This window comes from Curtobacterium sp. AG1037, assembly GCF_003349855.1.
In the GTDB taxonomy this organism is placed as follows: domain Bacteria; phylum Actinomycetota; class Actinomycetes; order Actinomycetales; family Microbacteriaceae; genus Curtobacterium; species Curtobacterium citreum.
This window is the reverse complement of record NZ_QQAO01000005.1, coordinates 160,517-184,139: the sequence shown is the minus strand read 5'-3', so window position 1 is coordinate 184,139 and position 23,623 is coordinate 160,517. Positions and strand designations below refer to the sequence as shown.

At 72.6% G+C, this 23,623-nt stretch carries 23 protein-coding genes; 16 read left to right on the top strand and 7 right to left on the bottom strand.

Going from position 1 to position 23,623, the window contains the following annotated elements:
* The first annotated feature begins 3 nt into the window (after nucleotides 1-3).
* The 13 genes from DEU32_RS09470 (at nucleotide 4) to DEU32_RS09410 (ending at nucleotide 13,977) form a co-directional block, all read left to right on the top strand.
* Nucleotides 4-2,172 carry an ATP-dependent Clp protease ATP-binding subunit gene (locus tag DEU32_RS09470; RefSeq protein ID WP_114850293.1) on the top strand — a complete coding sequence of 723 codons (2,169 nt, stop codon included), beginning with the start codon at nucleotides 4-6 and terminating at the stop codon, nucleotides 2,170-2,172.
* 85 nt (nucleotides 2,173-2,257) lie between these two features.
* Entirely contained in the window at nucleotides 2,258-2,812 is a 555-nt protein-coding gene (locus DEU32_RS09465) for a DUF2231 domain-containing protein (protein WP_114850292.1), read from the top strand.
* Nucleotides 2,813-2,853: 41 nt separating this feature from the next.
* Nucleotides 2,854-3,507: a response regulator transcription factor gene (locus tag DEU32_RS09460; RefSeq protein WP_114850291.1), complete on the top strand. Its 654-nt coding sequence runs from the start codon at nucleotides 2,854-2,856 to the stop codon at nucleotides 3,505-3,507.
* 110 nt (nucleotides 3,508-3,617) lie between these two features.
* Nucleotides 3,618-4,700 carry a HAMP domain-containing sensor histidine kinase gene (locus DEU32_RS09455; RefSeq protein WP_114850290.1) on the top strand — a complete coding sequence of 361 codons (1,083 nt, stop codon included), beginning with the start codon at nucleotides 3,618-3,620 and terminating at the stop codon, nucleotides 4,698-4,700.
* A gap of 47 nt (nucleotides 4,701-4,747) precedes the next feature.
* Nucleotides 4,748-5,254, top strand: coding sequence for a hypothetical protein (locus DEU32_RS09450; RefSeq protein ID WP_141860178.1), 507 nt, complete (start codon nucleotides 4,748-4,750; stop codon nucleotides 5,252-5,254).
* Between the two features lie 50 nt (nucleotides 5,255-5,304).
* Nucleotides 5,305-5,793, top strand: coding sequence for a hypothetical protein (locus DEU32_RS09445; protein ID WP_114850288.1), 489 nt, complete (start codon nucleotides 5,305-5,307; stop codon nucleotides 5,791-5,793).
* Nucleotides 5,793-6,833, top strand: a complete 1,041-nt coding sequence (locus DEU32_RS09440) for a peptidoglycan-binding protein (protein WP_114850287.1) — start codon at nucleotides 5,793-5,795, stop codon at nucleotides 6,831-6,833. The genes DEU32_RS09445 and DEU32_RS09440 overlap by 1 nt, the downstream gene beginning before the upstream one ends.
* A complete protein-coding gene (locus DEU32_RS09435) occupies nucleotides 6,830-7,597 on the top strand; it encodes an ABC transporter ATP-binding protein (protein ID WP_114850286.1) in 768 nt (255 codons plus the stop codon). The genes DEU32_RS09440 and DEU32_RS09435 overlap by 4 nt, the downstream gene beginning before the upstream one ends.
* On the top strand, nucleotides 7,594-8,781 hold the full coding sequence (locus tag DEU32_RS09430; protein ID WP_114850285.1) for an ABC transporter permease: 1,188 nt from the start codon (nucleotides 7,594-7,596) through the stop codon (nucleotides 8,779-8,781). Before DEU32_RS09435 ends, DEU32_RS09430 begins: the two co-directional genes overlap by 4 nt.
* 209 nt (nucleotides 8,782-8,990) lie before the next feature.
* Nucleotides 8,991-9,779: a DeoR/GlpR family DNA-binding transcription regulator gene (locus tag DEU32_RS09425; protein WP_114850284.1), complete on the top strand. Its 789-nt coding sequence runs from the start codon at nucleotides 8,991-8,993 to the stop codon at nucleotides 9,777-9,779.
* On the top strand, nucleotides 9,776-10,786 hold the full coding sequence (locus DEU32_RS09420; protein ID WP_114850283.1) for a 1-phosphofructokinase family hexose kinase: 1,011 nt from the start codon (nucleotides 9,776-9,778) through the stop codon (nucleotides 10,784-10,786). The genes DEU32_RS09425 and DEU32_RS09420 overlap by 4 nt, the downstream gene beginning before the upstream one ends.
* An 85-nt stretch (nucleotides 10,787-10,871) precedes the next feature.
* Nucleotides 10,872-12,968, top strand: a complete 2,097-nt coding sequence (locus tag DEU32_RS09415) for a fructose-specific PTS transporter subunit EIIC (RefSeq protein ID WP_114850282.1) — start codon at nucleotides 10,872-10,874, stop codon at nucleotides 12,966-12,968.
* Nucleotides 12,969-13,248: 280 nt separating this feature from the next.
* On the top strand, nucleotides 13,249-13,977 hold the full coding sequence (locus DEU32_RS09410; protein WP_231050024.1) for a DedA family protein: 729 nt from the start codon (nucleotides 13,249-13,251) through the stop codon (nucleotides 13,975-13,977).
* A 4-nt stretch (nucleotides 13,978-13,981) separates the two neighbouring features.
* Here DEU32_RS09410 and DEU32_RS09405 read toward each other — a convergent pair whose 3' ends face one another.
* Entirely contained in the window at nucleotides 13,982-14,185 is a 204-nt protein-coding gene (locus DEU32_RS09405) for a DUF2945 domain-containing protein (protein WP_058741762.1), read from the bottom strand.
* 201 nt (nucleotides 14,186-14,386) lie between these two features.
* On the opposite strand from DEU32_RS09405, the gene DEU32_RS09400 reads away from it, so the two are divergent.
* Both DEU32_RS09400 and DEU32_RS09395 read left to right on the top strand, forming a co-directional pair.
* The gene (locus tag DEU32_RS09400) at nucleotides 14,387-15,439 is read left to right on the top strand and encodes a serine/threonine-protein kinase (protein ID WP_181819252.1); all 1,053 of its coding nucleotides are present in this window, start codon (nucleotides 14,387-14,389) and stop codon (nucleotides 15,437-15,439) included.
* A 40-nt stretch (nucleotides 15,440-15,479) separates the two neighbouring features.
* A complete protein-coding gene (locus DEU32_RS09395) occupies nucleotides 15,480-16,103 on the top strand; it encodes a phosphoribosylanthranilate isomerase (RefSeq protein ID WP_058741764.1) in 624 nt (207 codons plus the stop codon).
* A 131-nt stretch (nucleotides 16,104-16,234) separates the two neighbouring features.
* Here DEU32_RS09395 and DEU32_RS09390 read toward each other — a convergent pair whose 3' ends face one another.
* From DEU32_RS09390 to DEU32_RS09380, 3 genes are all read right to left on the bottom strand, one after another.
* The gene (locus DEU32_RS09390; RefSeq protein WP_114850280.1) at nucleotides 16,235-16,993 is read right to left on the bottom strand and encodes an HAD-IIB family hydrolase; all 759 of its coding nucleotides are present in this window, start codon (nucleotides 16,991-16,993) and stop codon (nucleotides 16,235-16,237) included.
* A 48-nt stretch (nucleotides 16,994-17,041) separates the two neighbouring features.
* Nucleotides 17,042-17,443, bottom strand: coding sequence for an acyl-CoA thioesterase (locus tag DEU32_RS09385; RefSeq protein ID WP_114850431.1), 402 nt, complete (start codon nucleotides 17,441-17,443; stop codon nucleotides 17,042-17,044).
* Nucleotides 17,444-17,593: 150 nt separating this feature from the next.
* Nucleotides 17,594-18,187: a nitroreductase family protein gene (locus DEU32_RS09380; RefSeq protein ID WP_114850279.1), complete on the bottom strand. Its 594-nt coding sequence runs from the start codon at nucleotides 18,185-18,187 to the stop codon at nucleotides 17,594-17,596.
* Between the two features lie 103 nt (nucleotides 18,188-18,290).
* Here DEU32_RS09380 and DEU32_RS09375 point away from each other — a divergent pair, with 103 nt between their 5' ends.
* Entirely contained in the window at nucleotides 18,291-19,214 is a 924-nt protein-coding gene (locus tag DEU32_RS09375) for an AEC family transporter (RefSeq protein ID WP_114850430.1), read from the top strand.
* A 315-nt stretch (nucleotides 19,215-19,529) separates the two neighbouring features.
* On the opposite strand, the gene DEU32_RS09370 is transcribed toward DEU32_RS09375, so the two are convergent.
* The 3 genes from DEU32_RS09370 to DEU32_RS09360 all read right to left on the bottom strand — a co-directional run bounded on the left by DEU32_RS09370 (nucleotide 19,530) and on the right by DEU32_RS09360 (nucleotide 23,607).
* On the bottom strand, nucleotides 19,530-20,366 hold the full coding sequence (locus DEU32_RS09370) for an exodeoxyribonuclease III (protein WP_114850278.1): 837 nt from the start codon (nucleotides 20,364-20,366) through the stop codon (nucleotides 19,530-19,532).
* A gap of 71 nt (nucleotides 20,367-20,437) precedes the next feature.
* Entirely contained in the window at nucleotides 20,438-21,778 is a 1,341-nt protein-coding gene (locus DEU32_RS17650) for a M23 family metallopeptidase (RefSeq protein WP_114850277.1), read from the bottom strand.
* A gap of 158 nt (nucleotides 21,779-21,936) precedes the next feature.
* Nucleotides 21,937-23,607: a hypothetical protein gene (locus tag DEU32_RS09360; protein WP_114850276.1), complete on the bottom strand. Its 1,671-nt coding sequence runs from the start codon at nucleotides 23,605-23,607 to the stop codon at nucleotides 21,937-21,939.
* Nucleotides 23,608-23,623: the final 16 nt, after the last annotated feature.

Genomic DNA, 23,623 nt, shown 5'->3' with positions numbered 1-23,623 from the left:
CGCATGGCGAACCTCCAGGGCGCTCCCGACTCGCAGGAACGGCAGAAGACCGCCCTCGAGCAGTACGGCGTCGACCTCACCGCGATCGCCCGGAGCGGCAAGCTCGACCCGGTCGTCGGCCGGGACGCCGAGATCCGCCGGGTGTCGCAGGTGCTCACCCGCCGCACGAAGAACAACCCGGTGCTCATCGGTGAGCCCGGTGTCGGCAAGACCGCCGTCGTCGAGGGGCTCGCACAGCGCATCGTCGCCGGGGACGTCGCCGACTCGCTCAAGGACAAGCGCCTCGTCTCGCTCGACATGTCCGCGCTCATCGCCGGTGCCAAGTACCGGGGTGAGTTCGAGGAGCGGCTCAAGGCCGTCCTCAAGGAGATCGACGAGTCGGACGGGCAGGTCATCACCTTCATCGACGAGCTGCACACCCTGATGGGCGCCGGCGGCGGTGAGGGATCGGTCGCGGCGTCGAACATGCTCAAGCCGATGCTCGCGCGCGGTGAGCTCCGGCTCATCGGCGCGACGACGCTCGACGAGTACCGCGAGTACATCGAGAAGGACGCCGCGCTCGAGCGCCGCTTCCAGCAGGTCTTCGTGGGGGAGCCCACGGTCGAGGACACCGTTGCGATCCTGCGCGGACTCAAGGAGCGGTACGAGGCGCACCACAAGGTGACGATCAACGACTCCGCGCTGGTGGCCGCGGCGAGCTTGTCGAACCGGTACATCTCCGGCCGTCAGCTGCCCGACAAGGCCATCGACCTGATCGACGAGGCCGCGAGCCGACTCCGCATGGAGATCGACTCCAGCCCGGTCGAGATCGACGAGCTCAAGCGCACCGTCGACCGGCTGCGCGTCGAGGAGTTCGCGCTGAAGCAGGAGAAGGACGACGCCTCGAAGGCGCGCCTCGAGACGCTGCGCGCCGAGCTCGCCGGACGGCAGACGCTGCTCGACGAGCTCGAGCAGCGCTGGCAGGCCGAGCGGGCCAGCCTGAACCGGATCGGTGAGCTGAAGCAGCAGCTCGACGAGCTGAACATGCGCAGCCAGCGGGCGCAGCGCGAGGCCGACTACGAGACGGTGTCCCGGCTCGAGTACGGCGAGAAGCCGCGCATCGAGGCCGAGCTCGCCGCCGCCGAGCAGGCCGAGAGTGCCGAGCGCATGGTCAACGACAGCGTCACCGACGAGGACATCGCCGCCGTGATCGCGCAGTGGACGGGCATCCCGATGGGGCGTCTGCTGCAGGGCGAGACCGAGAAGCTGCTGCACCTGGAGACCGAGCTCGGCCGCCGGATCATCGGGCAGCGGAGCGCGGTCGGCACCGTGTCCGAGGCCGTCCGGCGGACCCGCGCAGGCATCTCCGACCCGGACCGTCCGACGGGCTCGTTCCTGTTCCTCGGTCCCACCGGTGTCGGCAAGACCGAGCTCGCGAAGGCGCTCGCCGAGTTCCTGTTCGACGACGAGAAGGCCCTCGTCCGGATCGACATGAGCGAGTACGGCGAGAAGCACTCGGTCGCGCGGCTCATCGGCGCCCCGCCCGGGTACGTCGGCTACGAGGCCGGCGGGCAGCTCACCGAGACCGTCCGGCGTCGGCCCTACTCCGTCGTGCTGCTCGACGAGGTCGAGAAGGCGCACCCGGAGGTCTTCGACGTCCTGCTCCAGGTGCTCGACGACGGACGACTGACCGACGGGCAGGGTCGGACGGTCGACTTCCGGAACACGATCCTCATCCTGACGTCGAACCTCGGCTCGCAGTTCATGACGGATCTGTCCCTGTCGGACGCGCAGCGCGAGGAGGCGGTCCGCGAGCTCGTGCAGCAGGCGTTCCGTCCCGAGTTCGTGAACCGGCTCGACGACATCGTCGTGTTCCAGGCGCTCACGAGCGACGACCTCGGTCAGATCGTCTCGCTGTACGTCGACCGGCTCGCCCGCCGCCTGTCCGACCGGCGGCTCGAGCTCGCGGTCACGCCGCAGGCACGTGGCTGGCTCGCCGAGCGCGGGTACGACCCGGTGTACGGGGCGCGCCCGCTCCGCCGGTTGATGCAGCGGCAGATCGACGACCAGCTCGCGCGCGGCATCCTGTCGGGGGCCGTGCGCGACGGCGACACGGTGCGGGTCGACGTCGCCGACGGCGGCGACGCGCTCGTCGTCGAACCGTTCGAACTGGCGGAGATCGTCGAGGAGTGATGCGGCGGGTGCACGGCATCCGGCCTGGAGGCGCGGTGCCGGTCCCTGGGGCCGGCACCGCGCCTCCAGGCCTACCGTGCAACGCATGCCTGAGCTGCGCGTGTTCCGTCGCCTGACCGAGACCATCGAGGGGGCCGGCGTCCTCGACAAGGCCGTCGACCTCGACCGCGCGGTGGTCCGCGCCACGGCGCGTCCCCGAGCCCTGCGGCAGCTGCTGCACGGCGTCCCGTTCGGGCACCCCGTCCACCCGCTGATGGTGCAGGTCCCGCTCGGCGCCTGGATCTCGGCGGCGGTGCTCGACCTGCTGGGCGGTCGTGGCAACGCCCGGGCCGCGAAGACCCTGGTCGGTGTCGGACTGGTCTCCGCGAGCAGCGCGAGCGTCGCCGGGTACATGGACTGGGCGGAGCTCGACCGCGAGCAGCTGCGCACCGGCTGGGTGCACCAGGCCGTCAACTGGATCGGCATCTCGCTGTACGGCCTGTCGTGGGTGCAGCGCCGGGCCGGGAACCACGGGGCCGGCAAGGTGCTCGGGTTCGCGGGGCTGCTCGTCGTGAGCGTCGGCGGCTACCTCGGAGGGCACCTGGCGTACCGCCAGCGTGCCGGTGTGAGCGACCACGGCGAGGTACCGTTCGACCGCTGAGTTCCCAGCCGGTCCACTGGAACATCAGATGTGATCGCTACATGCGCATCCTGGTGGTGGACGACGAGACAGCACTGGCCGACCTGATCGCCAGGGGCCTCGCGCGGCAGGGCATGGTGGCGGACGTCGCGTACCGCGGGGACGACGCTGACGAGCTCCTCGCCGTGAACGACTACGACGTGGTCGTGCTCGACCGTGACGTGCCGGGTCTGCACGGCGACGTGGTGGCCCGCCGACTCGCGGCGCGTGGCGTGCTCACCCGTATCCTGATGCTCACCGCGGCGACGACCCTCGCCGACCGGGTGCACGGCCTGGAACTCGGCGCGGACGACTACCTGGCGAAGCCGTTCGAGTACCCGGAACTGGTGGCCAGGGTTCGGGCGCTCGGCCGACGCAGTGTCGCGCCGGTCGCTCCGGTGCTCGATCGCGCGGGGTTCGTGCTCGACTCGAACCGCCGCACGGTGACCCGGGACGGGCGTCCGCTCGACCTGACGTCGAAGGAGCTCGGCGTCCTCGAGGTGCTGCTGCGGGCGGACGGTCGGTACGTCTCGGCCGAGGAGCTGCTCGAGAAGGTCTGGGACGTGCACACCGACCCGTTCACGTCGGCGGTGCGGGTGACGATGTCGAAGCTGCGCAGGAAGCTCGGCGCCCCCGACCCGATCCGCACGGTGCCGGGTCAGGGGTACGCACTGTGAGCAGGCGACCGCGACCACGTGCCGGATCGCGGTCGCGGTCGCGGTCGCGGTGGCGCTGGCGGTCGCTGAGTCTCCGGGCGCGGACGGCTCTGACGTTCGCGCTGGCGGCGATGGCGCTCGTCGCGGCGTCACTCGCGTTCGTCAACCTGGCGTCCCAGTGGTCCCTCGCAGCCATCGAGGGGGTGGTGTCCACGGAAGCGTCGCAGCGCGGACGGGCTGAGCTCCTGCCGGACGATCGTGGTCCGCAGGGCGCCGACGTGGCCGACGCGGACCGCGAGGTGGCGCTGATCGCGGTCGTCGCCGAGCAGCAGTGGCAGTGGTCCACGTCGGCGGTCGTGGTGGCCGGCGGCCTGGCGGGTGGGATCGGCTGGTTCGTCAGTCGACGGATGCTCTCGCCGATCGACCGGATCACCGCCACCGCGAACCGGATCTCGGCGACGACGCTCGACGAACGGATCGCGCTCGACGGTCCGGACGACGAACTCCGCCGCCTCTCCCGCACCATCGACGCGCTGCTCGACCGGCTCGAGGCCGCGTTCGAGGCCCAGCGCCGGTTCGTGTCGCACGCGGCGCACGAGCTGCGGACGCCGCTGGCCGTCCAGCGTGCGACGCTCCAGATCGGACTGCCGGACGACGCCACACCGCCCGACGTGGTCGCTGCGCGGACGGAGATGCTCGAGCAGAACCGGCGGACCGAGCACCTGGTCGAGTCGCTCCTGGTCCTCGCCGAGGCCGAACGCGGTCTGGAGGGCAGCTCGGTCCTGGTCGACCTCGGATCGTGCGTCGCGGCTGCGGTGGGCGGTGTCCGCGCCGCTGCTGCGGTGACGGGAGTCTCCCTGTCGGTCGAGGGGACCGCGCCCGACGGGGTGGTCGGAGAACCCGTCCTCGTCCAGCAGCTGCTGGGCAACCTGCTCGACAACGCCGTCGAGTACAACGTCCCCGGCGGCGTCGTCCGGGTCGAGCTGCACGCGGGCGGCTTCGTCGTCGAGAACAGCGGACCGGACGTCCCCGCGACGGAGATCGCCGCGCTGTCGCAGCCCTTCCGTCGTGGCGCACAGACCGGCTCGCACCGGCACAGCGGTCTCGGGCTGTCGATCATCACCGCGATCGTCACCGCGCACGGCTGGAGCCTCGTCCTGGCGCCCGGCGAGCGAGGCGGCCTCCGGGTCGCGGTCGGTGTTTCGTCGGTGTGACCCGCCGGGTGACGCTGGCGCAACACGGTACCTGCTGAACTCGGAACATGACACACACGACATGGCAGAAGATGGTCCGCTGCACCGTGGTCGCAGCCCTCATCGTCGCAGCGCCGCTGTCGCTCGCTGCATGCACGTCCTCACCGGCGTCGTCCGACTCCACGTCCTCCGCCAGCGGAGTCGGCGCTCGGTGGGGTGCGTGCATGCGGGACGCCGGACTGGACGTCGAGGACCCGGACGACGAGTCGGTCCGCACCGGTACCTACCCGGCACCGGACGGCGGTGACGGACAGGCGTTCACCCGACAGGCCCAGGAGTGCTCGGAGCAGGTCGGTGTCGAACGCGCCGATGCCGCGCAGCAGCAGCAGTGGGAGCGGCAGTACGCCAAGGTCGCCGACTGCATCCGCGACCGCGGCTTCGACGACCTGCCCGAACAACAGCCGGGCGTCCTCGACTTCAACGACTACCCCCGCGCGGACGAACCCGGGTTCGCCGACGCCGCATCGGCGTGCCTGGCCGAGTTCGCGCCCGACACCCAGGCGGTCGACCGCTGATGCGTCCGTCCACGTCCGCCCCTCACCAGAACCCCACCAGGAAGACCCCCGTGATCACCAGGAAGACCGTCCTCGGCGTCGTCGCCGCCGCACTGCTCGCACCCGCGCTCCTGGCCGGGTGCTCGTCGAGCGGGACCACCACGAAGCCGAGCAGTCAGAGCTCGGCGAACAGCAAGGCTGCCGAGGACGCCGCGTTCGGCGACTGCATCCGATCGAAGGGCTTCGAGTGGGACGACAGCGGGGACACGGGTGACAGCACGACCGCGACCCTGCCGGACGGCGCTTCGCCAGAGGCGTTCGACGAGGCGATCACGGCGTGCTCGAAGCAGGTCAGCCCGGACGGACAGGCAGGCGCCGCCGAACTCCCGCATGACCCGAAGGCGGACCGCGCGCTGGGCGAGTGCGTCCGACGGCAGGGCTTCGAGGACTACCCCGACGACGCCCAGGGACAGGCTGCGTACGAGCCGGAGGACGCCACGGCGTTCGGTCCGGTCGAGAAGGCGTGTCTGGCCGAGGCCTACGACGTCGAGGTGAACTGATGGCGGCATCGCGCGCACGTCACGTCGTGGTGTCGACGTGCTTCGTGGCCGCGGTCCTGGGCGCCGGGGTCGCCGCCTGGAGCGTCGTCACACCGGCGGACTCCGCGCCGGCGTCGGCACGGCAGACCCCCGCACCCGCGACGACGACCATCACCAAGGGCGACCTGACCGACACGAAGGTGTTCTCCGGCAGCCTCGGCTTCGACCGACCGGTGCCGTTGCCGGGGAGCACGACGGGCACGGTCACGTGGTTGCCCGAACCGGGAAAGGTGATCGCCCGGGACCGGCCGCTGTACGCCGTGGACGAGCATCCCGTCCGGGCCATGTACGGCAGTGTCCCGCTCTGGCGCGACCTGACACGCGGCGCGGAGGGCGCCGACGTGCACCAGCTGAACGAGAACCTCGCCGCGCTCGGCTACGGCGTCTCGGTGGACGACGTCTTCGGGCCTCGGACCGAGCGAGCCGTCCGGCAGTGGCAGGAGCACCACGGCCTGACCGTCGACGGCACCCTGGGCGCCGACGACATCGCGTTCGTCCCGGGCGAGGTCCGGGTCGCGTCGCGGACGGCGCAGCTCGGCGCACCGGTCAACGGCGACGTCCTGCAGCTCACGGGGACCACCCCGGTGGCACTCGTCACCGTTCAGCCCGCCGACGAGCAGCGGCTCGCGGTCGGGACGACGGTCAGCATGCGGATCGGTGGTGTCGGCGACCCGGTCGAGGGGACGGTCGTCGACACCCGGCAGGACGAGGACCAGGGTGACGGCACCGTCGAGGTCACGATCGCGTTCGACCCGGGCGACCGGGACGTCCCACAGAGCGGCTCGGTGCAGGTGACGGCGTCCGGGCAGTCCGCACACGACGTGCTCTCCGTCCCGGTCGCGGCCCTCGTCGCCGGCGACGGGAAGGCGTTCGCGCTCGACGTCGTCCGGTCGTCCGGGGCGACCGAGCGGGTCCCGGTGACCGTGTCGTTCGTTGCCGAGGGCCGTGCCGCCATAGACGGCGCCGTGCGCCAGGGCGATCGCGTGGTGGTGCCCTCGTGAGCAGGGACGACGGCGCCCGCACGGCCGAGGGCGGCGCTGCGCCGGTCCTCGCACTCCGGGACGTCAGCAAGGTCTACGGCGACGTCCGCGCGCTCGACCGCGTGTCGTTGGACGTCGCCACCGGCGAACTCGTCGGGGTCGTCGGGCCGTCGGGGTCGGGCAAGTCGACGATGCTCAACATCGTCGGCACGCTCGACCGGCCGACCTCGGGCACCCTGCACATCGCGGGGAACGACGTCGGCGCGATGCGGGACGACGACCTGTCGGCGCTGCGTGCCGAGCACATCGGCTTCGTCTTCCAACACTTCCACCTGCAGTCCGGGGCGACCGCTTGCGAGAACGTCGCGGACGGCCTGCTCTACACCGGCACCCCGCGTCGCGAACGTCTCCGCCGTGCCGTCCGTGCGCTCGGTCAGGTCGGACTGGGACACCGGGTCGACCACCGTCCGAACGAGCTGTCCGGCGGGGAGAAGCAGCGGGTCGCGATCGCCCGTGCGATCGTCGGCTCGCCCACGATCCTGCTCGCGGACGAGCCGACGGGGGCACTCGACAGCGCCTCGGGCAGCGCGATCGTCGAGTTGCTCCGCGAGCTCAACGCGGGCGGCACCACCGTGCTCGTCATCACCCACGACCTGGACCTGGCGGCATCGCTGCCCCGGGCCGTCCGGATGCGTGACGGGCGGGTCCAGGCCGATTCGGGCACCGACGTGTCCGCGGTCCGCGGCATCGCCGACGGCGTCCGGGCGACGGCGGGTGCCGCATGAGCCGCCGAGCTGCGCTGGCCCCCGTCGACCTGCTCCGACTCGGGGTCTTCGGGCTCCGGACACGTCCCGGGCGGGTGGTCCTGTCGGCGCTCGGCATCGCCATCGGCATCGCGGCGATGATCGCCGTCGTCGGGATCTCGTCCTCGAGCAAGGCGGCCCTCGACCAGGTCCTGGACCGGCTCGGCACGAACGTGTTGACCGTGACCGAGGCGCAGGGGTTCGGTGAGACCCCACCGCTGCCGTCCGCGGCGGTCGACTCGATCGCCCGGCAGGACGCGGTCGAGCTCGTCTCGGGTGTCGGGACCGTTCCCGACGCCCGGGTGTACCGCAACAGCCTGGTGCCGGCCGCGCAGTCCAAGGGCCTGGGTGTCATGGCGGCGTGGGGCGACCTGCCGCGGGTGCTGGGCGGCGAGGTGGCCTCGGGACGATGGCTCGACCCCCACGCCGACGCACCCGCCCAGGTGGTGCTCGGATCGTTCGCCGCCGAGGCCCTGGGCATCCAGGAGGTGCGCCCCGACAGCCGCGTCTGGATCGGCGGGCAGTGGGTCCAGGTCGTCGGGGTGCTGGCACCGATGGAGCTCGCACCGGACCTCGACGGTCAGGTCTACGTGCCGCGCGGGTTCGCAGCGGATGCCGGGTTCGACGGGCACCCGACCGCCGTGTACACGCGTGTCGACGGCGAGCGGGTGGCCGAGGTGCGCTCCCGGCTCGCCCGTGCGATCAGTCCGCTGAGCCCGCAGGACGTCGCCGTCACCCGGCCGTCCGACGCGCTCGCCGCGAAGAACGCCACCGACGACTCCTTCACTGGGCTGCTCATCGGCATCGGCGGTGTCGCACTGCTGGTCGGGGGCATCGGTGTCGCGAACACCATGGTGATCACCGTGCTGGAACGCCGTGCCGAGGTCGGTGTGCGACGGGCGCTCGGTGCCCGGCGTCGCACCATCCGCGACCAGTTCCTGGTCGAGTCGTTGCTGCTGTCCTTCATCGGTGGGCTCGCCGGTGTCGTGATCGGACTCGGGGTGACGGTCGTCTTTGCGCTCGTTCAGGGCTGGCCGATCGCGGTACCCCTCTGGGCCGTCGGCGGTGGGCTGGGCGCCACCGTGGTGATCGGCGGCGTCTCCGGGATCTACCCGGCGGCACGAGCAGCGCGGATACCCCCGACTTCGGCGCTCGCAGCGGTCTGAGGGCGGTCGCGTCGGAGCGTCATCGGGTCCGCCCGGTGTCGCTCCGACGCGGGCCGGGACGGGACCCCGCACCCGCGGCGCCGGTACGCCGCACAGGCAGCCGAACCGGGCACATCCACCCGCCTGTTTGTTCTGCGTTGGAACAGTTGCGTTCCTGTGGTTCAGCGTCGTATCGTTCTCGAAACCAACGGGAACGAAGGAGTTCGGACATGTACGCAACGGAGCGCCACGACGCGATCGCCGCGCAGCTGCAGCGTGCCGGCCGGGTCTCCGTCGCCGACCTCGCCGACCACTTCGACGTCACCACCGAGACCGTCCGCCGCGACCTGGACCTGCTCGAGACCGCGGGCGTCCTGCGCCGGGTGCACGGGGGAGCGGTCCCGGTCGGACGCTCCAGTGTGGTCGAGCTCACCGTCGCCGAGCGCGAGGGGCAGCACGGCCCCGCCAAGTCGGCGATCGCCCGCGCCGCGATGCGCCTGGTGCCCGCGACGTTCACCGGCTCGATCGCCCTCGACGCGGGGACGACCTGTGCAGCCGTCGCGTCCGAACTCGCCCGGTGGGAGCCCGCGACCCCCGGCGCCACGCTGACGGTCGTCACGAACTCCGTCCCGATCGCCGCCACCCTGCAGCACAGCCCGCACGTCGAGCTGCACCTGCTCGGCGGCCGGGTCCGCGGGGTCACGAGCGCTGCCGTCGGCACCGCCACCGTCGAGCAGATCGCCGGCCTGCGCCCCGACGTCGCCTTCGTCGGCACGAACGGCCTGTCCGCCGGCTTCGGCCTGAGCACGCCCGACGAGTACGAGGCCGGCGTCAAGGGCGCCTACGTGCTCGCCGCCCGCCGGAGCGTCGTCCTCGCCGACGCCGCCAAGCACGGCGTCGAGGCGCTCATGCGCTTCGCCCGCCTCGACGAGATCGACACGCTCGTCACCGACCAGGAGCCCCCGGCCGACCTCGCCGGTGCGCTCGCCGACGCCGACGTGGAGGTCGTGGTCGCATGAACGGCACCGCCAGCACCCGCATCGTCACCGTGACGCCCAACCCGTCCCTCGACCGGACCATCGAGCTCGCCGGCGAGCTGCACCGCGGCGCCGTCCAGCGCGCCGTGCACACGACGGCCGAGCCCGGCGGCAAGGGCGTCAACGTCTCGCGGGTCGTCGTCGCCAGCGGCGGGGACACCCTGGCCGTCCTGCCCGGCGACGAGCTCGACCCCGTCCTGCTCGGCCTCGCGACCCGCGGCATCCCGACCGCGGCGCTCCCGATCGGCGCCCCGCTGCGCTCGAACGTCACCGTGACCGAGCCGACCGGCACGACGACGAAGCTCAACGAACCCGGCCCCTCGCTCGCCGGCCGCCTGGACGACCTCGCCGCGCTCGTGGCCGACGCCGCCGGACCGACCGCGACCGGGCCCGCCGCTCGCTGGGTCGTGTTCGCCGGCTCCCTGCCGCCCGGGCTGCCCGACGACGCGCTCGCCGTGCTCGTCCGCGCCGTGCGCCAGCGCCACGGGGACACCGTCCGGATCGCCGTCGACTCGTCCGGTCTGCCCTTCACCGCGCTGCTGCAGTCCGGTGAGCGCATCGACCTGGTGAAGCCGAACGCCGAGGAGCTCGCCGAGGTCGTCGGCGGGGAGCCGGACGCGTACGAGCAGGACCCGGACGCCGCCGCGGTGGCCGCCCAGCGCCTGCGCGACAAGCACGTCGACGCCGTCCTGCTCACGCTCGGCAGCGCCGGAGCCGTGCTCGTCTCGGACGAGGGCGCCTTCGCCGCCGCCGCACCGCGCATCGTCGCGCGCTCGACGGTCGGCGCGGGGGACTCCTCGCTCGCCGGCTACCTGCTCGCCGAGGTCGCCGGTGCGACCCCCGCCGAGCGGCTCGCCCAGGCCGTCGCCACGGGGGCTGCCGCCGCGGCGCTCCCCGGCAGCGACGTGCCGGCCCTCGACCACACCGACCCCGGCAGCGTGACCGTCCGGACCCTGCACCCGACGCAGGTCCCGGCACCGATCGCCTGACCGACCCCCACCGCACCACCACTTCGCAGCACCACCCCCGAACAGCAATGCCCGCGCCTCGGCGCCACTGCAAAGGAGCAACCCCATGTCCGCAGACACGACGCAGCGCCTCATCAGCGCGGAGCTCGTCGGCCTCGACGAGGACCTCGGCGGAACGTCCTCCGACGTCATCCGCGTGCTCGCCGACCGCGTCGCCGCCACCGGCCGTGCCGCCGACGGCAGCGCCCTCGCCGAGGACGCGATCAAGCGCGAGGCGAGCGTCGGCACCGGTGTGCCCGGCGGCATCGCGATCCCGCACGCGCGGTCCGCCTCGGTCTCGAGCCCGACGCTCGCGTTCTCCCGCCTGGCGCGGAAGGTGCCGTTCGGTGCGCCGGACGGCGACGCGGACATCGTCTTCATGATCGCGGTGCCCGAGGGTGCGGACAAGGACCACCTGACGGTCCTGTCGACCCTGGCGCGTGCCCTCATCCGCGACGACTTCACCGCGGCGCTCCGCGCGGCCGCGACCCCGCAGGACGTCGTGGACCTGGTGCAGCGCGAGGTCGGCGGCGAGGTCGCCGAGGCCGGTGTCGGCGCCCCGGCGCCCGCTGCCGCCGCCCCGGCCCCCACCACCACGGGCTCGGGTGCCCGCAAGGTCATCGTCGGCGTCACCGCGTGCCCGACCGGCATCGCGCACACCTACATGGCCGCCGACGCCCTGGTCGCCGCCGCCGAGCGCGCCGGTGCCGAGATGCACGTCGAGACGCAGGGCTCCTCGCAGGTCGAGCCGCTCGACCCCGCCCTGATCGCCCGCGCCGACGCCGTCGTGTTCGCGGTCGACGTGGACGTCCGCGACCGCAACCGCTTCGCCGGCAAGCCGCTGGTGTCCGGACCGGTCAAGCGCGGTGTCGACGAGCCGGACAAGATGATCGCCGAGGCCCTCCGCGCCGCGGACGACCCGCACGCCGCACGCGTGCAGGGCGGGGCTGCGACGACCGCCGAGTCGAACAAGGCCGACGAGCACTTCGGGCAGGCGCTCAAGCGCTGGCTGCTCACCGGCGTCAGCTACATGATCCCGTTCGTCGCGGGCGGCGGTCTGCTCATCGCGCTCGGCTTCCTGCTCGCGGGCTACGCCATCGCGCTGCCGCACGGGAACTCCGGGCAGAACAACGCGGTGTACACGCTGACGAACTACACGCTGCTCAACCTGCCGCCGGAGGGCCTCGGCTACTACCTCGGCGCCGCCGCGTTCCAGATCGGCGGGGTGTCCCTCGGGTTCCTCGTCGCCGCACTCGCCGGGTACATCGCCTACGCGATCGCCGACCGCCCCGGCATCGCGCCGGGCTTCGTCGCCGGGTCGATCGCCGTCTTCATGAACGCCGGCTTCCTCGGCGGGCTCGTCGGTGGTCTCATCGCCGGTGCCGCCGCGTACTGGATCGGGCGCATCCCGACTTGGCGCTGGCTCCGCGGCCTGATGCCCGTCGTGATCATCCCGCTCTTCGCGTCGATCATCGCCTCCGGCCTGATGCTCCTCGTGCTCGGCGGCCCGATCGCCTGGCTCATGACGCAGCTGACGAACTGGCTCAACTCGCTCAACGGCGCCTCGGCGATCCTGCTCGGCGTGATCCTCGGCCTGATGATGGCGTTCGACCTCGGTGGCCCGGTCAACAAGGTCGCGTACTCGTTCGCCGTCGCCGGGCTCGGTGCCGGGACCGCCACGAACGTCGTCCCGTTCGAGATCATGGCCGCCGTCATGGCCGCGGGCATGGTCCCGCCGCTGGCCCTGGCGCTCGCCTCGACCGTCCTGTACCGCAAGGGCTTCACGAAGCCGGAGCGCGAGAACGGCAAGGCCGCGTGGCTGCTCGGTGCGTCGTTCATCTCCGAGGGCGCGATCCCGTTCGCCGCAGCCGACCCGCTGCGCGTCATCCCGGCGTCGATGATCGGTGCCGCGGTCACGGGTGCGATCTCGATGGCGGCCGGGGTGACCTCTCGCGCACCCCACGGCGGCATCTTCGTGTTCTTCGCCATCGGGGACGTCGCGATGTTCATCGTCGCGATCGTGGCCGGCACGGTCGTGTCCGCGCTGGTCCTGGTGGGCCTGAAGAAGTGGGTGCGCAAGGCACCCGCCGCCGAGGCGGCGGCCGCCGACCAGGCGGCCGTGGCCGGCGAGACGATCGGCCAGCGCGCGCCCGCCGCGGTCTGACGCAACACCCTGACGGACGGGAGGCACGGTGCCAGCTGGCACCGTGCCTCCCGTCCGTCTGCCGCACCCCCGTTCCCGCCCTGCCCGCCCTGTGCGTCGAGGTGCCGGAATTCCGGTACCTCGCGGTCCGGAGCGGCCGTCCGTCGCACCCGGGCGCCCACGCAGCGGCGAGTCGTGGCACCTCGGCGACACGTCGCCGAGCGCGTCGGCACCACGCCCACTCGGCTCGCGCTCAGGTGGCGTGCTGACTCCTGGCAGGACGCTCAGACAGAGTGGACCCATGACGACCGCCCTCACGCTGCCGCCGACCCTGCCCGCCTCGACCAGGAGTGCGGGTCAGGAGGCGGGCACCGAGGACCTCGGTGGCCTCTCCGGCTTCGTGCTGCAGGTCATCGACGCGCTCGGCGAGTGGGGCGTCGCGATCATGCTCTTCGTCGAGACGGTGTTCCCGCCCATCCCGTCCGAGGTGATCCTGCCGCTCGCGGGGTTCCTGGCGGGAGCCGGGCGGATGAACCTCGTGCTCGTGCTGCTGCTCGCGACGCTCGGGTCGTACCTCGGCGCGCTCGTGCTCTACTGGCTCGGCGCGGTGATCGGGTTCGAACGGACCGTGCGCTGGCTCGGGAAGCTGCCGCTCGTCGACGAGGACGACTTCCGCAAGGCCGCGGACTGGTTCCACCGGCACGGCAGGAGCGCGGTGTTCTTCGGCCGGTTCGTGCCGATCGTGCGGAGCCTGATCTCGCTGCCGGCGGGCGCCGACCGGATGCACCTCGGCACGTTCTCGGTGTTCACGATCATCGCGAGCGGCATCTGGAACAGCGGCCTGGTGCTGCTCGGAGCGGCGTTCGGGACCCAGTACGACAAGGTCGAGCAGTACACCGAGTGGATCGACCGGGTGCTCTACGTCGCGATCGCCGTCGTCGTGGTGACGTTCGTGGTGCGACGGGTCCGGCGTGCCCGGGCGGAACGCGCCGATCGCGGGCGCCGACGTGCGGCACCCGCGAACGACTGAGCGGTCACTTCTTCGTGAGGGCCGACTCCTTGTGCGCGGCCTTGTTGCCGGACTTCTCCGACTCGACGATCCAGTACGGGTCGTCGTCCGTCGGCTTGAAGTCCTGCCCGTCGAACGTGAAGTCCTTCGTCTTCTTCTCGACCAGCTTGCCGGTCGTCTTGCCCTGCGAGGTGTTCCAGTGCACCTCGTCGCCCTTCGACAGCGCCACGATGTCCTCCTTGCGTAGTCCCGGGCTCTCCGGGAACCCGGACGCTACCCCCGCAGTTCCGCGGATCCACGGGGATCTGTCCCCCATCACGATGTCGTAACGGCACCGCGGATCCGAGGTGGGACGCGTACCGTTGACCGTGAGTCACCTTGCCGGCGTCTGCCGCGGAATCCGATGGCTCTCGATGGATCGAAGTGCAGCATGACCCTGGTCGACAGCGCGCGGGCCGACACGGTCCTGGCGGGCCGCTACCGGCTCGTCAAGCTCATCGGCACGGGCGGCATGGGGTCGGTCTACGAAGCTCGCGACGAACACACGTACCGTGCGGTCGCGGTCAAGCTCTTCGCGACGCCGGACTCGATGACGACGGCCGACCGGGTCCGCCAGGAGCGCGAGATCCGGCTGCTGAGCATGCTGTCGCACCCGGGTCTCGTGCCGCTGTACGACGCCGGCACCCACGAGTTCGGGGACGGCCCGCACCGCTTCATCGTGATGGAGCTCATCGCCGACACGACGCTCCTCCGCCGGCTCGCGGGCGGCCCGCTGCACAACTACGAGGTCGCCGACCTCGGGGCGCAGCTCGCCGACGCCCTGGCGTACGTGCACTCGCGCGGCATCGTGCACCGCGACGTGAAGCCGGCGAACATCCTCATCAACGACGAGGGCGCCTCCGGCTTCGCCCGCGCCGTGAAGCTCACCGACTTCGGCGTCGCGCACTTCGTCGACGGCTCCCGGCTGACGAACGACGGCACGATCATCGGCACCGCGGCGTACCTCAGCCCGGAGCAGGTCGCCGGGGAGCCGATCGGCTTCGCGACGGACGTGTACTCGCTCGGCCTGGTGCTCCTCGAGTCGCTGACCGGCAAGCAGGAGTACTCGGGCACCCTGATCGAGGCGGCCCTCGCCCGGCTGCGGCACGACCCCGAGGTCCCGGACTCGGTCGGCCCGGACTGGCACGACCTGCTCGCGAAGATGACCCACCGCGACCCGGCCCGCCGACCGACCGCGGTCGCCGTCGCGAGCGCGCTCCGTGGCGGGTCGACGCAGATCACCGGCCCGGTGCCCCTCGGCCCTGAGCGGACGAAGCACAAGCGCGACCACAAGCTGCACCGCGCCGCCCACCGGCACGCACGGCGCGGCACCTTCGCGGCGGTCCGTCGCTGGCGTCGCCGGAACGTCCTGGTCGGGTCGTTCGCGGCCTTCGGGGTGCTCGCCGCGTGCACCGCGGCGTACATCGCGGGCACCCTGCACTGACCCGGCCTCCGACGGGCCGGGTCCCTGGCAGGATGGATCCATGAGCGACCAGCGCTGGATCAAGATCTGCGGTCTGTCGACGCCCGAGACCGTCGACGCCGCCGTGGACGCGGGTGCCGACGCGGTCGGGTTCGTCTTCGCCGCCGGCAGCCCCCGCACCGTGACGGCGGACCTCGCGAAGGAGCTCGTCGAGCGGGTGCCGGAGGGCATCGACGCCGTCGGGGTGTTCCGTGACCAGCAGATCGACGAGATCGTCGGTATCGCGTCCGAGGTCGGGCTCACCACGCTCCAGCTGCACGGGGGCGAGTCGGCGAGTGACTTCGCGCGTGCGCGGGACGCCGGGTTCTTCACCATCCGTGCCGTCGCCGCCGACGACTTCCTGCGCGAGACGCCCGAGCAGCGCGCGGCCTTCGACCACGACCTGCTGCTGCTCGACGCCGCCGTGCCGGGCAGCGGGCGGCTCGTCGACCCCGCGACGATCGCGGGGAAGGTGGACGAGGCGTGGATCCTCGCCGGGGGGCTCACCCCGGCGAACGTGGTCGCCGCGGTCGAGGCCCTGGACCCCGACGGCGTGGACGTGTCGAGTGGTGTGGAGTCGGAGCGCGGGGTCAAGGACGTCGCGCGGATCCGCTCCTTCGTCGAGGCGGTCCGCAGCATCCCCTGAGCCGACCCGGCCGGGCCGGGCCTGGCCTGGCGTGGTCGGGTCGCGTCGCGGACGTGACCGGACGACGGACGGGAGGCACGTGGCGAGCCCGACACGTGCCTCCCGTCCGTCCGGTGCGCGTCAGCGCTGTCTCAGCGCAGCGTCGGGATCAGCTCCGTCAGGAACGCGTCGGTGTCCTCCCAGCCCTCCACCGCGTGGCAGGGGACGCCGAGTGCCTTGACCGGGTAGTCGTTGCCCTCGGGGTCGAGGCGGTCCCCGACGAACAGCACGTCGTCGAGGGCGATGCCGGTGAGCTCGGCGAGGCGTCGCATGCCGTAGGCCTTGTCGATGCCCTTCCGGGTGATGTCCACGCTCGTCGAGCCGCCGGAGCGGACCTCGAGGTCGGGCAGCTCGGCCTGCACGAGCCGGCGGAGGTGGTCCTTCTTCTCGCCGGTCGGGTCCCACCGCTTCTTCACGTCCACCGGCGCCGACTGGCCGAGGGCCGAGAACGTGATCTGTGACCCGCGGTCCTCGAGGATCGGGCCCCAGGTCTCCGACTCCCAGAGCCCGGCTGCCTTCGCCTGGGCCTCGACCGCGGCGAGGGCGCGGGACTTCTCGTCGTCGGTGAGGTCCTCGGCGTACTGCAGTGCCCAGTCGGACCCGGACCAGCGGTAGTAGGCGGTGCCGCAGGTCGGGAGCAGGTGGAGGTCGTCGAGGACGAGTCCGTCGCGGGCGCTCAGGGGCGTCACGAGCTGCTGCTCGAACTGCTGGAAGTTCCCGCCGGAGATGACCGCGACCGGGACCGTGGCGAGCAGCGACGCGAAGGTCTCGAGCATGCGCGGGTCGAGCGGGGACTTCGACGGCGCGAGGGTGTCGTCGAGGTCGAAGGCGACGAGGCGGGGCGTGGTCATGCCCTCGATCCTGCCAGATCCGTCGTGCTCCGCCGGTGCGGGCGGTCGTCAGGCCCGGTGCGTCGCGGGGACCCGGTCGCGCGCGTAGGTGATGTCGGTGTACCCGTGCGAGGCGGGCTTGCCGTCCTCGCCGATGTTCACGAAGACGACCTCGTCGATGGTGAGGATGCTCCGGTGCGTGAAGAGGTTCCGGGCCTCGGCGCGCATCGTGAGCGAGGTGCGGCCGAACCGGGTCGCGACGAGGCCGATCTCGACGATGTCGCCCTCGCGTGCGGAGGACACGAAGACGATCTCCGACATGTACTTGGTGACGACCTTGCCGTTGCCGAGCTGGATGATCGCGTACACCGCGGCCTCTTCGTCGATCCAGCGCAGCAGGCTGCCGCCGAACAGGGTGCCGTTGGCGTTGAGGTCCTCGGGGCGGACCCACTTGCGGGTGTAGAAGTTCATCTCCGGGGCCGGCCCGGCGGGGTCCTGGCCGGGGTCCGGTGTCGTGTCCTGCGCGGGGTCCGGTGTCGTGTGCTGATCCATGTCCGGACATGGTACGCCCCCGTGGTGCTGGAGCGCTCCACGGGGGCGGGCCGGACCGATGCTCGTCGACTACTCCTTGACGAGCACGACCTCGTCGAGGGGGAGCCGCGTGCGCGGGGCCACCTCGCGCTCAGCGGCCTGGTCGCCGAGCTGCGCGGGGTCCGTCACGGTGCCGATCGCCGTCACGGTGTACGGCCGGAAGCGCTCCGGCAGGTCGAACGCGGCCCGGAGACCCTCGGCGTCGATGCCCGCCATCTGGTGGACGTGCAGGCCCTCGGCGTGCGCCTGGACCGTGAGCGCGGCGAGGGACTGGCCGAGGTCGTACTGCGCGAACGGACGCTCGTCGCCGTCCTCGGTCACGGTCTCGAGGACACCGACGACGAGGGCGCTCGCGCGGAACGCCCACGCGGCGTTGAAGCCGAGCAGGTTGTCGTTGATCTTCCGGAACGTGTCCGTGCCACGGCGGCCGGCGACGAAGCGGCGCGGCTGGTGGTTCATCGCGGACGGGGCCCAGCGGGCGGCCTCGAGCAGCGCGTCGAGCTGCGCGTCGGTGACGGTGGCGGTCTCGTCGTAGGAGCGGGGGCTCCAACGCTCCTCGAGGAGCGACACGAGCGGCTGGCTGGAGTCGGTCGAACGGGTGAGCGTGTCGGGCGTCGAGGTCATGGTGCGTGCAACGGTACCGATGCGTCGCGCATTTCCCGTCCGAGCGCGTCTGTGAGCAGTCACATGGTCGTCCGTCCGGGACCGGGCTGACAGGATGGAGGCGATGGGTGGCGTCTTGACCGGGTTCGCGATCATCGGCGCGATCATCGCCGCCGGGTACGTCGTCGGCCGCGCCGAGCTGCTCGGCCCGCACGCCCAGTTCGTGATGAGCCGGCTGGCCTTCTTCGTCCTGATGCCCTGCCTGCTCTTCCACACCATCGCGACGGCACACATCGAGACGCTGGTGTCGCCGATGCTCTGGGTCTCGCTGATCAGCGCCGTCACCGTGGCGCTCGTCGCCGTGCTGGTCTTCCGCCTGGTGCTGCGGCGCTCGGTCGCGACGACGACGGTGGGGGCGCTGGCCTCCGGCTACGTGAACGCGAACAACATCGGGCTGCCGGTCGCCGTCTACGTCCTGGGCCAGGCCACCGCGGTCGTCCCGGTGATCCTGCTGCAGCTCGTCGTGCTCGCACCCCTGGCGCTCACCGTCCTGGACGCGGCGACGGCCACCGGGGGCACCTGGCGGAGCCGGGTCGCCGGACCCTTCCGCAACCCGATCATCATCGCGTCGCTGCTCGGCCTGGTGTGCTCCGCACTCCGGATCGAGATCCCGACGCCGGTCCTCGAGCCGTTCGCCCTCGTCGGGGCCGCCGCGGTGCCCGTGGTGCTCCTGTCCTTCGGCATGAGCCTGCACGGGGCGACCCCGCTGCGGGACCCCGCGATCCGGGCGGACGTGCTCGTGGCCGCCGGGCTGAAGCTCGTGGTGATGCCGCTCGTGGCGTTCGTGGTCGCCCGGTTCATGTTCCGGCTCGACGAGCAGGACGTGTTCATGCTCACGACGCTCGGGGCCCTGCCGGCGGCGCAGAACGTCTTCAACTACGCGCAGCGGTACCAGGCGGCGGTCCCGGTCGCGCGGGACGTCGTGCTCGTCTCGACGATCGGTGCGGTGCCGGTGCTCGTCGTGGTCGCGGCGGTGCTGCACCCGTAGCGGGCGCGCCCGGGCGGCGGCGCCGAGCGGGCCACATGTGGGCCGCTCGGCGGGCGGTGGCGGCGTGTTGCGCCCGCGGGGCGCGACGCGGGCGGCGTGTCCTGCCCGCTCGCGGTGGCGGGTGGGGACTGTCGGACTGGAGGCGCGGGGCGGGCTGGCACCGTGCCTCCCGTCCGTCGCGAGGCCGCGGGGTCGCGAGTGGGCCACATGTGGGCCGCTCGGCGGCCCGTGGCGGCGTGTTGCGCCCGCGGGGCGCGACGCGGGCGGCGTGTCCTGCCCGCTCGCGGTGGGAGCAGGTGGGCGAGAGGGGACGCGTCAGAAGATCATCGGGCGGTCGTCGTCGAGCGAGGTCTCCAGGTCCAGGTCGACCGACACGGGGACGTGGTCGCTCGGAGCGTCGCCCTTCCGCTCGTCGCGGTGGATGGTCGCGCCGACCGTGACGTCCGCGAAGGCCTGGGACCCGAGCACGAAGTCGATGCGCATGCCCTCGTTGCGGGGGAACCGGAGCGACTTGTAGTCCCAGTACGTGTAGCCCTCGGGGACGATCGGGCGGACGACGTCCTGCAGGCCGCGGGACTCGAACGCGCGGAACGCCGCACGCTCCGGTTCGCTGACGTGCGTCGCGCCCTCGAACACGGCCACGTCCCAGACGTCCCGGTCGAGCGGCGCGACGTTCCAGTCGCCCATCAGCGCGAGGGGTGTCTCCGGCTCGGCCTCGAGCCACTCGGACGTCCGGTCGGCCAGCTGCTCGAGCCAGTCGAGCTTGTACGTGTAGTGCGGGTCGCCGAGCTCGCGGCCGTTCGGGACGTAGAGGCTCCACAGCCGGACGCCGTCGACGGTGACGCCCATCGCGCGGGCCTCGACGGGCAGGTCCGGTCCCTCGTGGCCCTTCAGGAACCCGGGCTGGCCGGGGAAGTCACGGGTGACGTCCTCCATCGGCAGCCGGCTGGCGAACGCGACGCCGTTCCACTGGTTCAGGCCGTGCGCCTCGACCTGGTAGCCGGCGGCCTCGAACGCCTCCACCGGGAACTGCTCGGGCTTGCACTTGATCTCCTGCATGCCGAGGACGTCGACGTCCTCGCGGACCAGCCAGTCGACGATCCGGCCCACTCGGGTGCGGACGGAGTTGACGTTCCAGGTCGCGACGCGCATGGGATCGAACCTACCGGTGCCGCCGGAGCGCGGGCCGATCGACCGCGTGCTCGAAGCCGACGAACCGCGGGCTAGAAGCCGACGCCCCGTGCCGCCATGAACGGCGCGGGGTCGGTCGTGGCGCCGTTGATGTGGACCTCGTAGTGCAGGTGGCACCCGGTCGAGTTGCCGGTCGAGCCGACGAGGGCGATGAGCTGCCCGGCCGAGACCTGCTGGCCAGGCGAGACCCGGAAGCCGCCGTTGACGATGTGCCCGTACGCGGTCTTCACGCCACCGCCGTGGTTGATCCGGACGTAGTTGCCGTACCCGCCGTACCAGCCGACGTAGTCCACGGTGCCGGCCGACGCCGCGACGATCGCCGTCGAGCAGCCGCTCGTCAGGTCGAGCCCGTCGTGCTTGGTGACCCGTCCGGTGATCGGGTGCACGCGGTAGCCGTAGGGGCTGATGACGTAGCCGCCGGCGGGACGGACCCAACCGGTGCCGGAGCCGGAACCCACACTGCCGCCGCCGCCACCGCTCGGCGCGGGCGCACCGCCACCGCCGCCACCGCCGCCGCTGTTCGCGGCAGCTGCCGCGGCTGCTGCTTCGCGCGCGCGGGCCGCTGCTGCCTCGCGCGCGGCCTTCTCGATCGCGGCCTTGCGCTCGGCCTCGCCCTTGGCGAACTCGGCCTCGGTCCGGACCCGCCCCGAGGTCAGCGTCGCGAGCTGGGCGTCGAGCCGGGCCTTGTTGTCCTGCTGCTCGGTGTAGGCCGACTGGACCTTGTCGGCCGCGGCCTGGGCGGCGTCCATCCGCTCCTGCGCGGCGGCGGCGAGCCGGTCGAGCTCCGCCGAGGCCCGGTCGGCCTGCGCAGTGAGGGAGCGGGCGACGGCGGCGTCCGCGGTCGCTGCGGCCTCGACCCGCTCGGACTGCTCGGAGAGCTTGCTCAGCGCACCGAGGTCGTAGAGGAGGTCGCGCGCGGACTCGCCGCCGGACAGCACGGAGGCCGTGACGTCGGCGCCACCGTGTCGGGCCATCTGCGCGGCGAGCTGCCCGGCCTGGGCGGCACTCTGCTCGGCGACCTTCGCGTGCTCCTCGGCGTCGGCACGGAGCTTCTGTTCCTTCTCGGCGGCGTCCTGCGCGTCGCTCTGCGCGGCGTAGAACTCGTCGCCGAGCCGCTGTGCCTCGGCCTCGGCTTCCTGCACCTGGGTCGCGAGGCCGTCGATGATGCCCCGGATCGTGGTGATCTGCTCCTGCTTCGCGGACTCCTGCCCGCGGGCGGCCATCACGTCGTCCCACGAGGGGTACTTCGCGGCACTCGCACTCGGCGCGTCCAGCAGGACCGTCCCGAGCAGGCCGGCGAGCGCCAGTCCGGTCGCGGCGAGGCGGAACCGGAGGGACGTGCGGGGGATGCGGCCGTTGGTGGGACGAGTCACGGAGTCGAGCCTATACATCCGCTCAGGCATCCCGGCCCGACGGCGCGCCGCTGTGGACAAGTCCGATGGGCGAACGACACACGACGGACGGCACGCGCGGCACGGCACGCGCCGCGCGGCACGCGCCGCACGCCGACGCGCGGACGCCAGCCGCCCGCTCAGAACCCCCGCTCGCGCCGGATCACGTCGGCGCTCCCCACCACGTCCCGCCGCAGCACCGCCGCGCCGGCGGTCCCGGCGTAGTCGTACACGTCGTACCCGGTGCAGTGGATGATCGACGCGGGGGAGCCGAGCGAGTCCTCGACCGCGGTGGTCCAGACGTCGTTCGCCCCGATCACGACGAACGTCGGCCGGGCGTCCCGGTAGGCCCCGAGGTCGACGAGCCACGGGTAGGCGTCGAACGTGTCCCGCACCTGCAGGAGCTGCACGTCGGACGCGGCGTAGGCGGCGAGCGGTCGGACGGTCCAGAACTGCCCGACGCCGGTGACCTGCCGACCGTCCGCCCACCGGTCCAGGCACGAGACCGAGCCGTACCGGGCGTGCGCGACGGCCGAGACGGTGCCGGGCGCGGTCGCGACCCCGGCGAGGAGCACCGCGGCGGCCGCGACCGCCAGGGTCAGCCGGAGCCCGCGGCGGGGCCGGTGCACGCGGGTCGTCCGGACGGCGGTGCGGGTGAGCTCGGCGACCGCCACGAGCGCGAGGAGCGGGGCCGTGACGATCGGCTCGAGGTACCGCGGGGTGTCCGACCCGGCGACGACCACCCCGACCGACACCGCGACGACCGTGACGAGCGGCAGCGCGGTCGCGACGAGCACGGTGCGCGACGTCCGGACCCGCCAGGCCCAGACCGTCCCACCCGCGGCGAGCAGCACGCCCGCGAACAGGAGCAGCAGACCCGCGTCCCCGGCGGCCGACCCCGCACGGTCGTCGGTGAGCGCGGCGAAGAACGACAGCGTCCCGCCTGCGTGCTCGGGGTGCACGTACGTCGACGGGTCCAGGGAGACGAACGGCCGGAGCGGGATCCGCAGCAGGTACCCGACCACCGACCCCGCGACGAGCGCCCCGGACAGCCGGGCGACCGGGCGCCACGGCAGCCGTCGTGCAACGGCGAGCAGCACGAGCGTGACGACGACCGGCGCCGCGGACCACGGCACGTACAGCGGGTTCGACGCCGTCGTGCACGCCGCGACGAGCGCGAGGACCACGAGCACGGTCACGGACGCCCGACCGGTCCGGACGGCACGGAGCACGAGCACCGCGGTGCCGAGCATCGCGAGCAGGGCGCCGTAGTAGTAGGTCGTCGTGAGGAGCAGCGACGCGAGCTCGAGCGACGTGGCGGTCGCCGACGACTCGGTGAGCACCAGCAGCGTGACGAACCCGAGCGCCACCGCCGCGGTCGCGATCCGCGCCGAGCGCCGGGCGGACGGCATGAGCTCGTTCGCAGCCGCCCGCACCAGGGCGTACACGGCGAGCAGCACCAGGACCCCGTTGAGCGCCAGGGCCTGCTGCGCCGTCGCCGTCACGAGCGAACAGAGCAGGTAGACCGGCAGCTCCGGGAAGAAGAACAGCGCCGGGGACATCGCCCACTCGAACGCCTGCCCGGAACGGATCGAGCGCTCCACGAGCGGCAGCAGCACGGAGTCCGCGTCGTACCAGAGCAGGGCGACCCGCTCGGTCGCGACGACGTGACGCAACGCGATGACGGACAGGGCCAGCGCGACGACCGCGCCCAGTGCCTCCCGGCCGACCGTCGCCACCCACCGGCGGTGGGCCGCCGAAGCGGGTCCGGACGCGACCGAGGCGCGCGGCTCCGGTGCGTCGTGGGACATGAGGCGGAGCGTACCG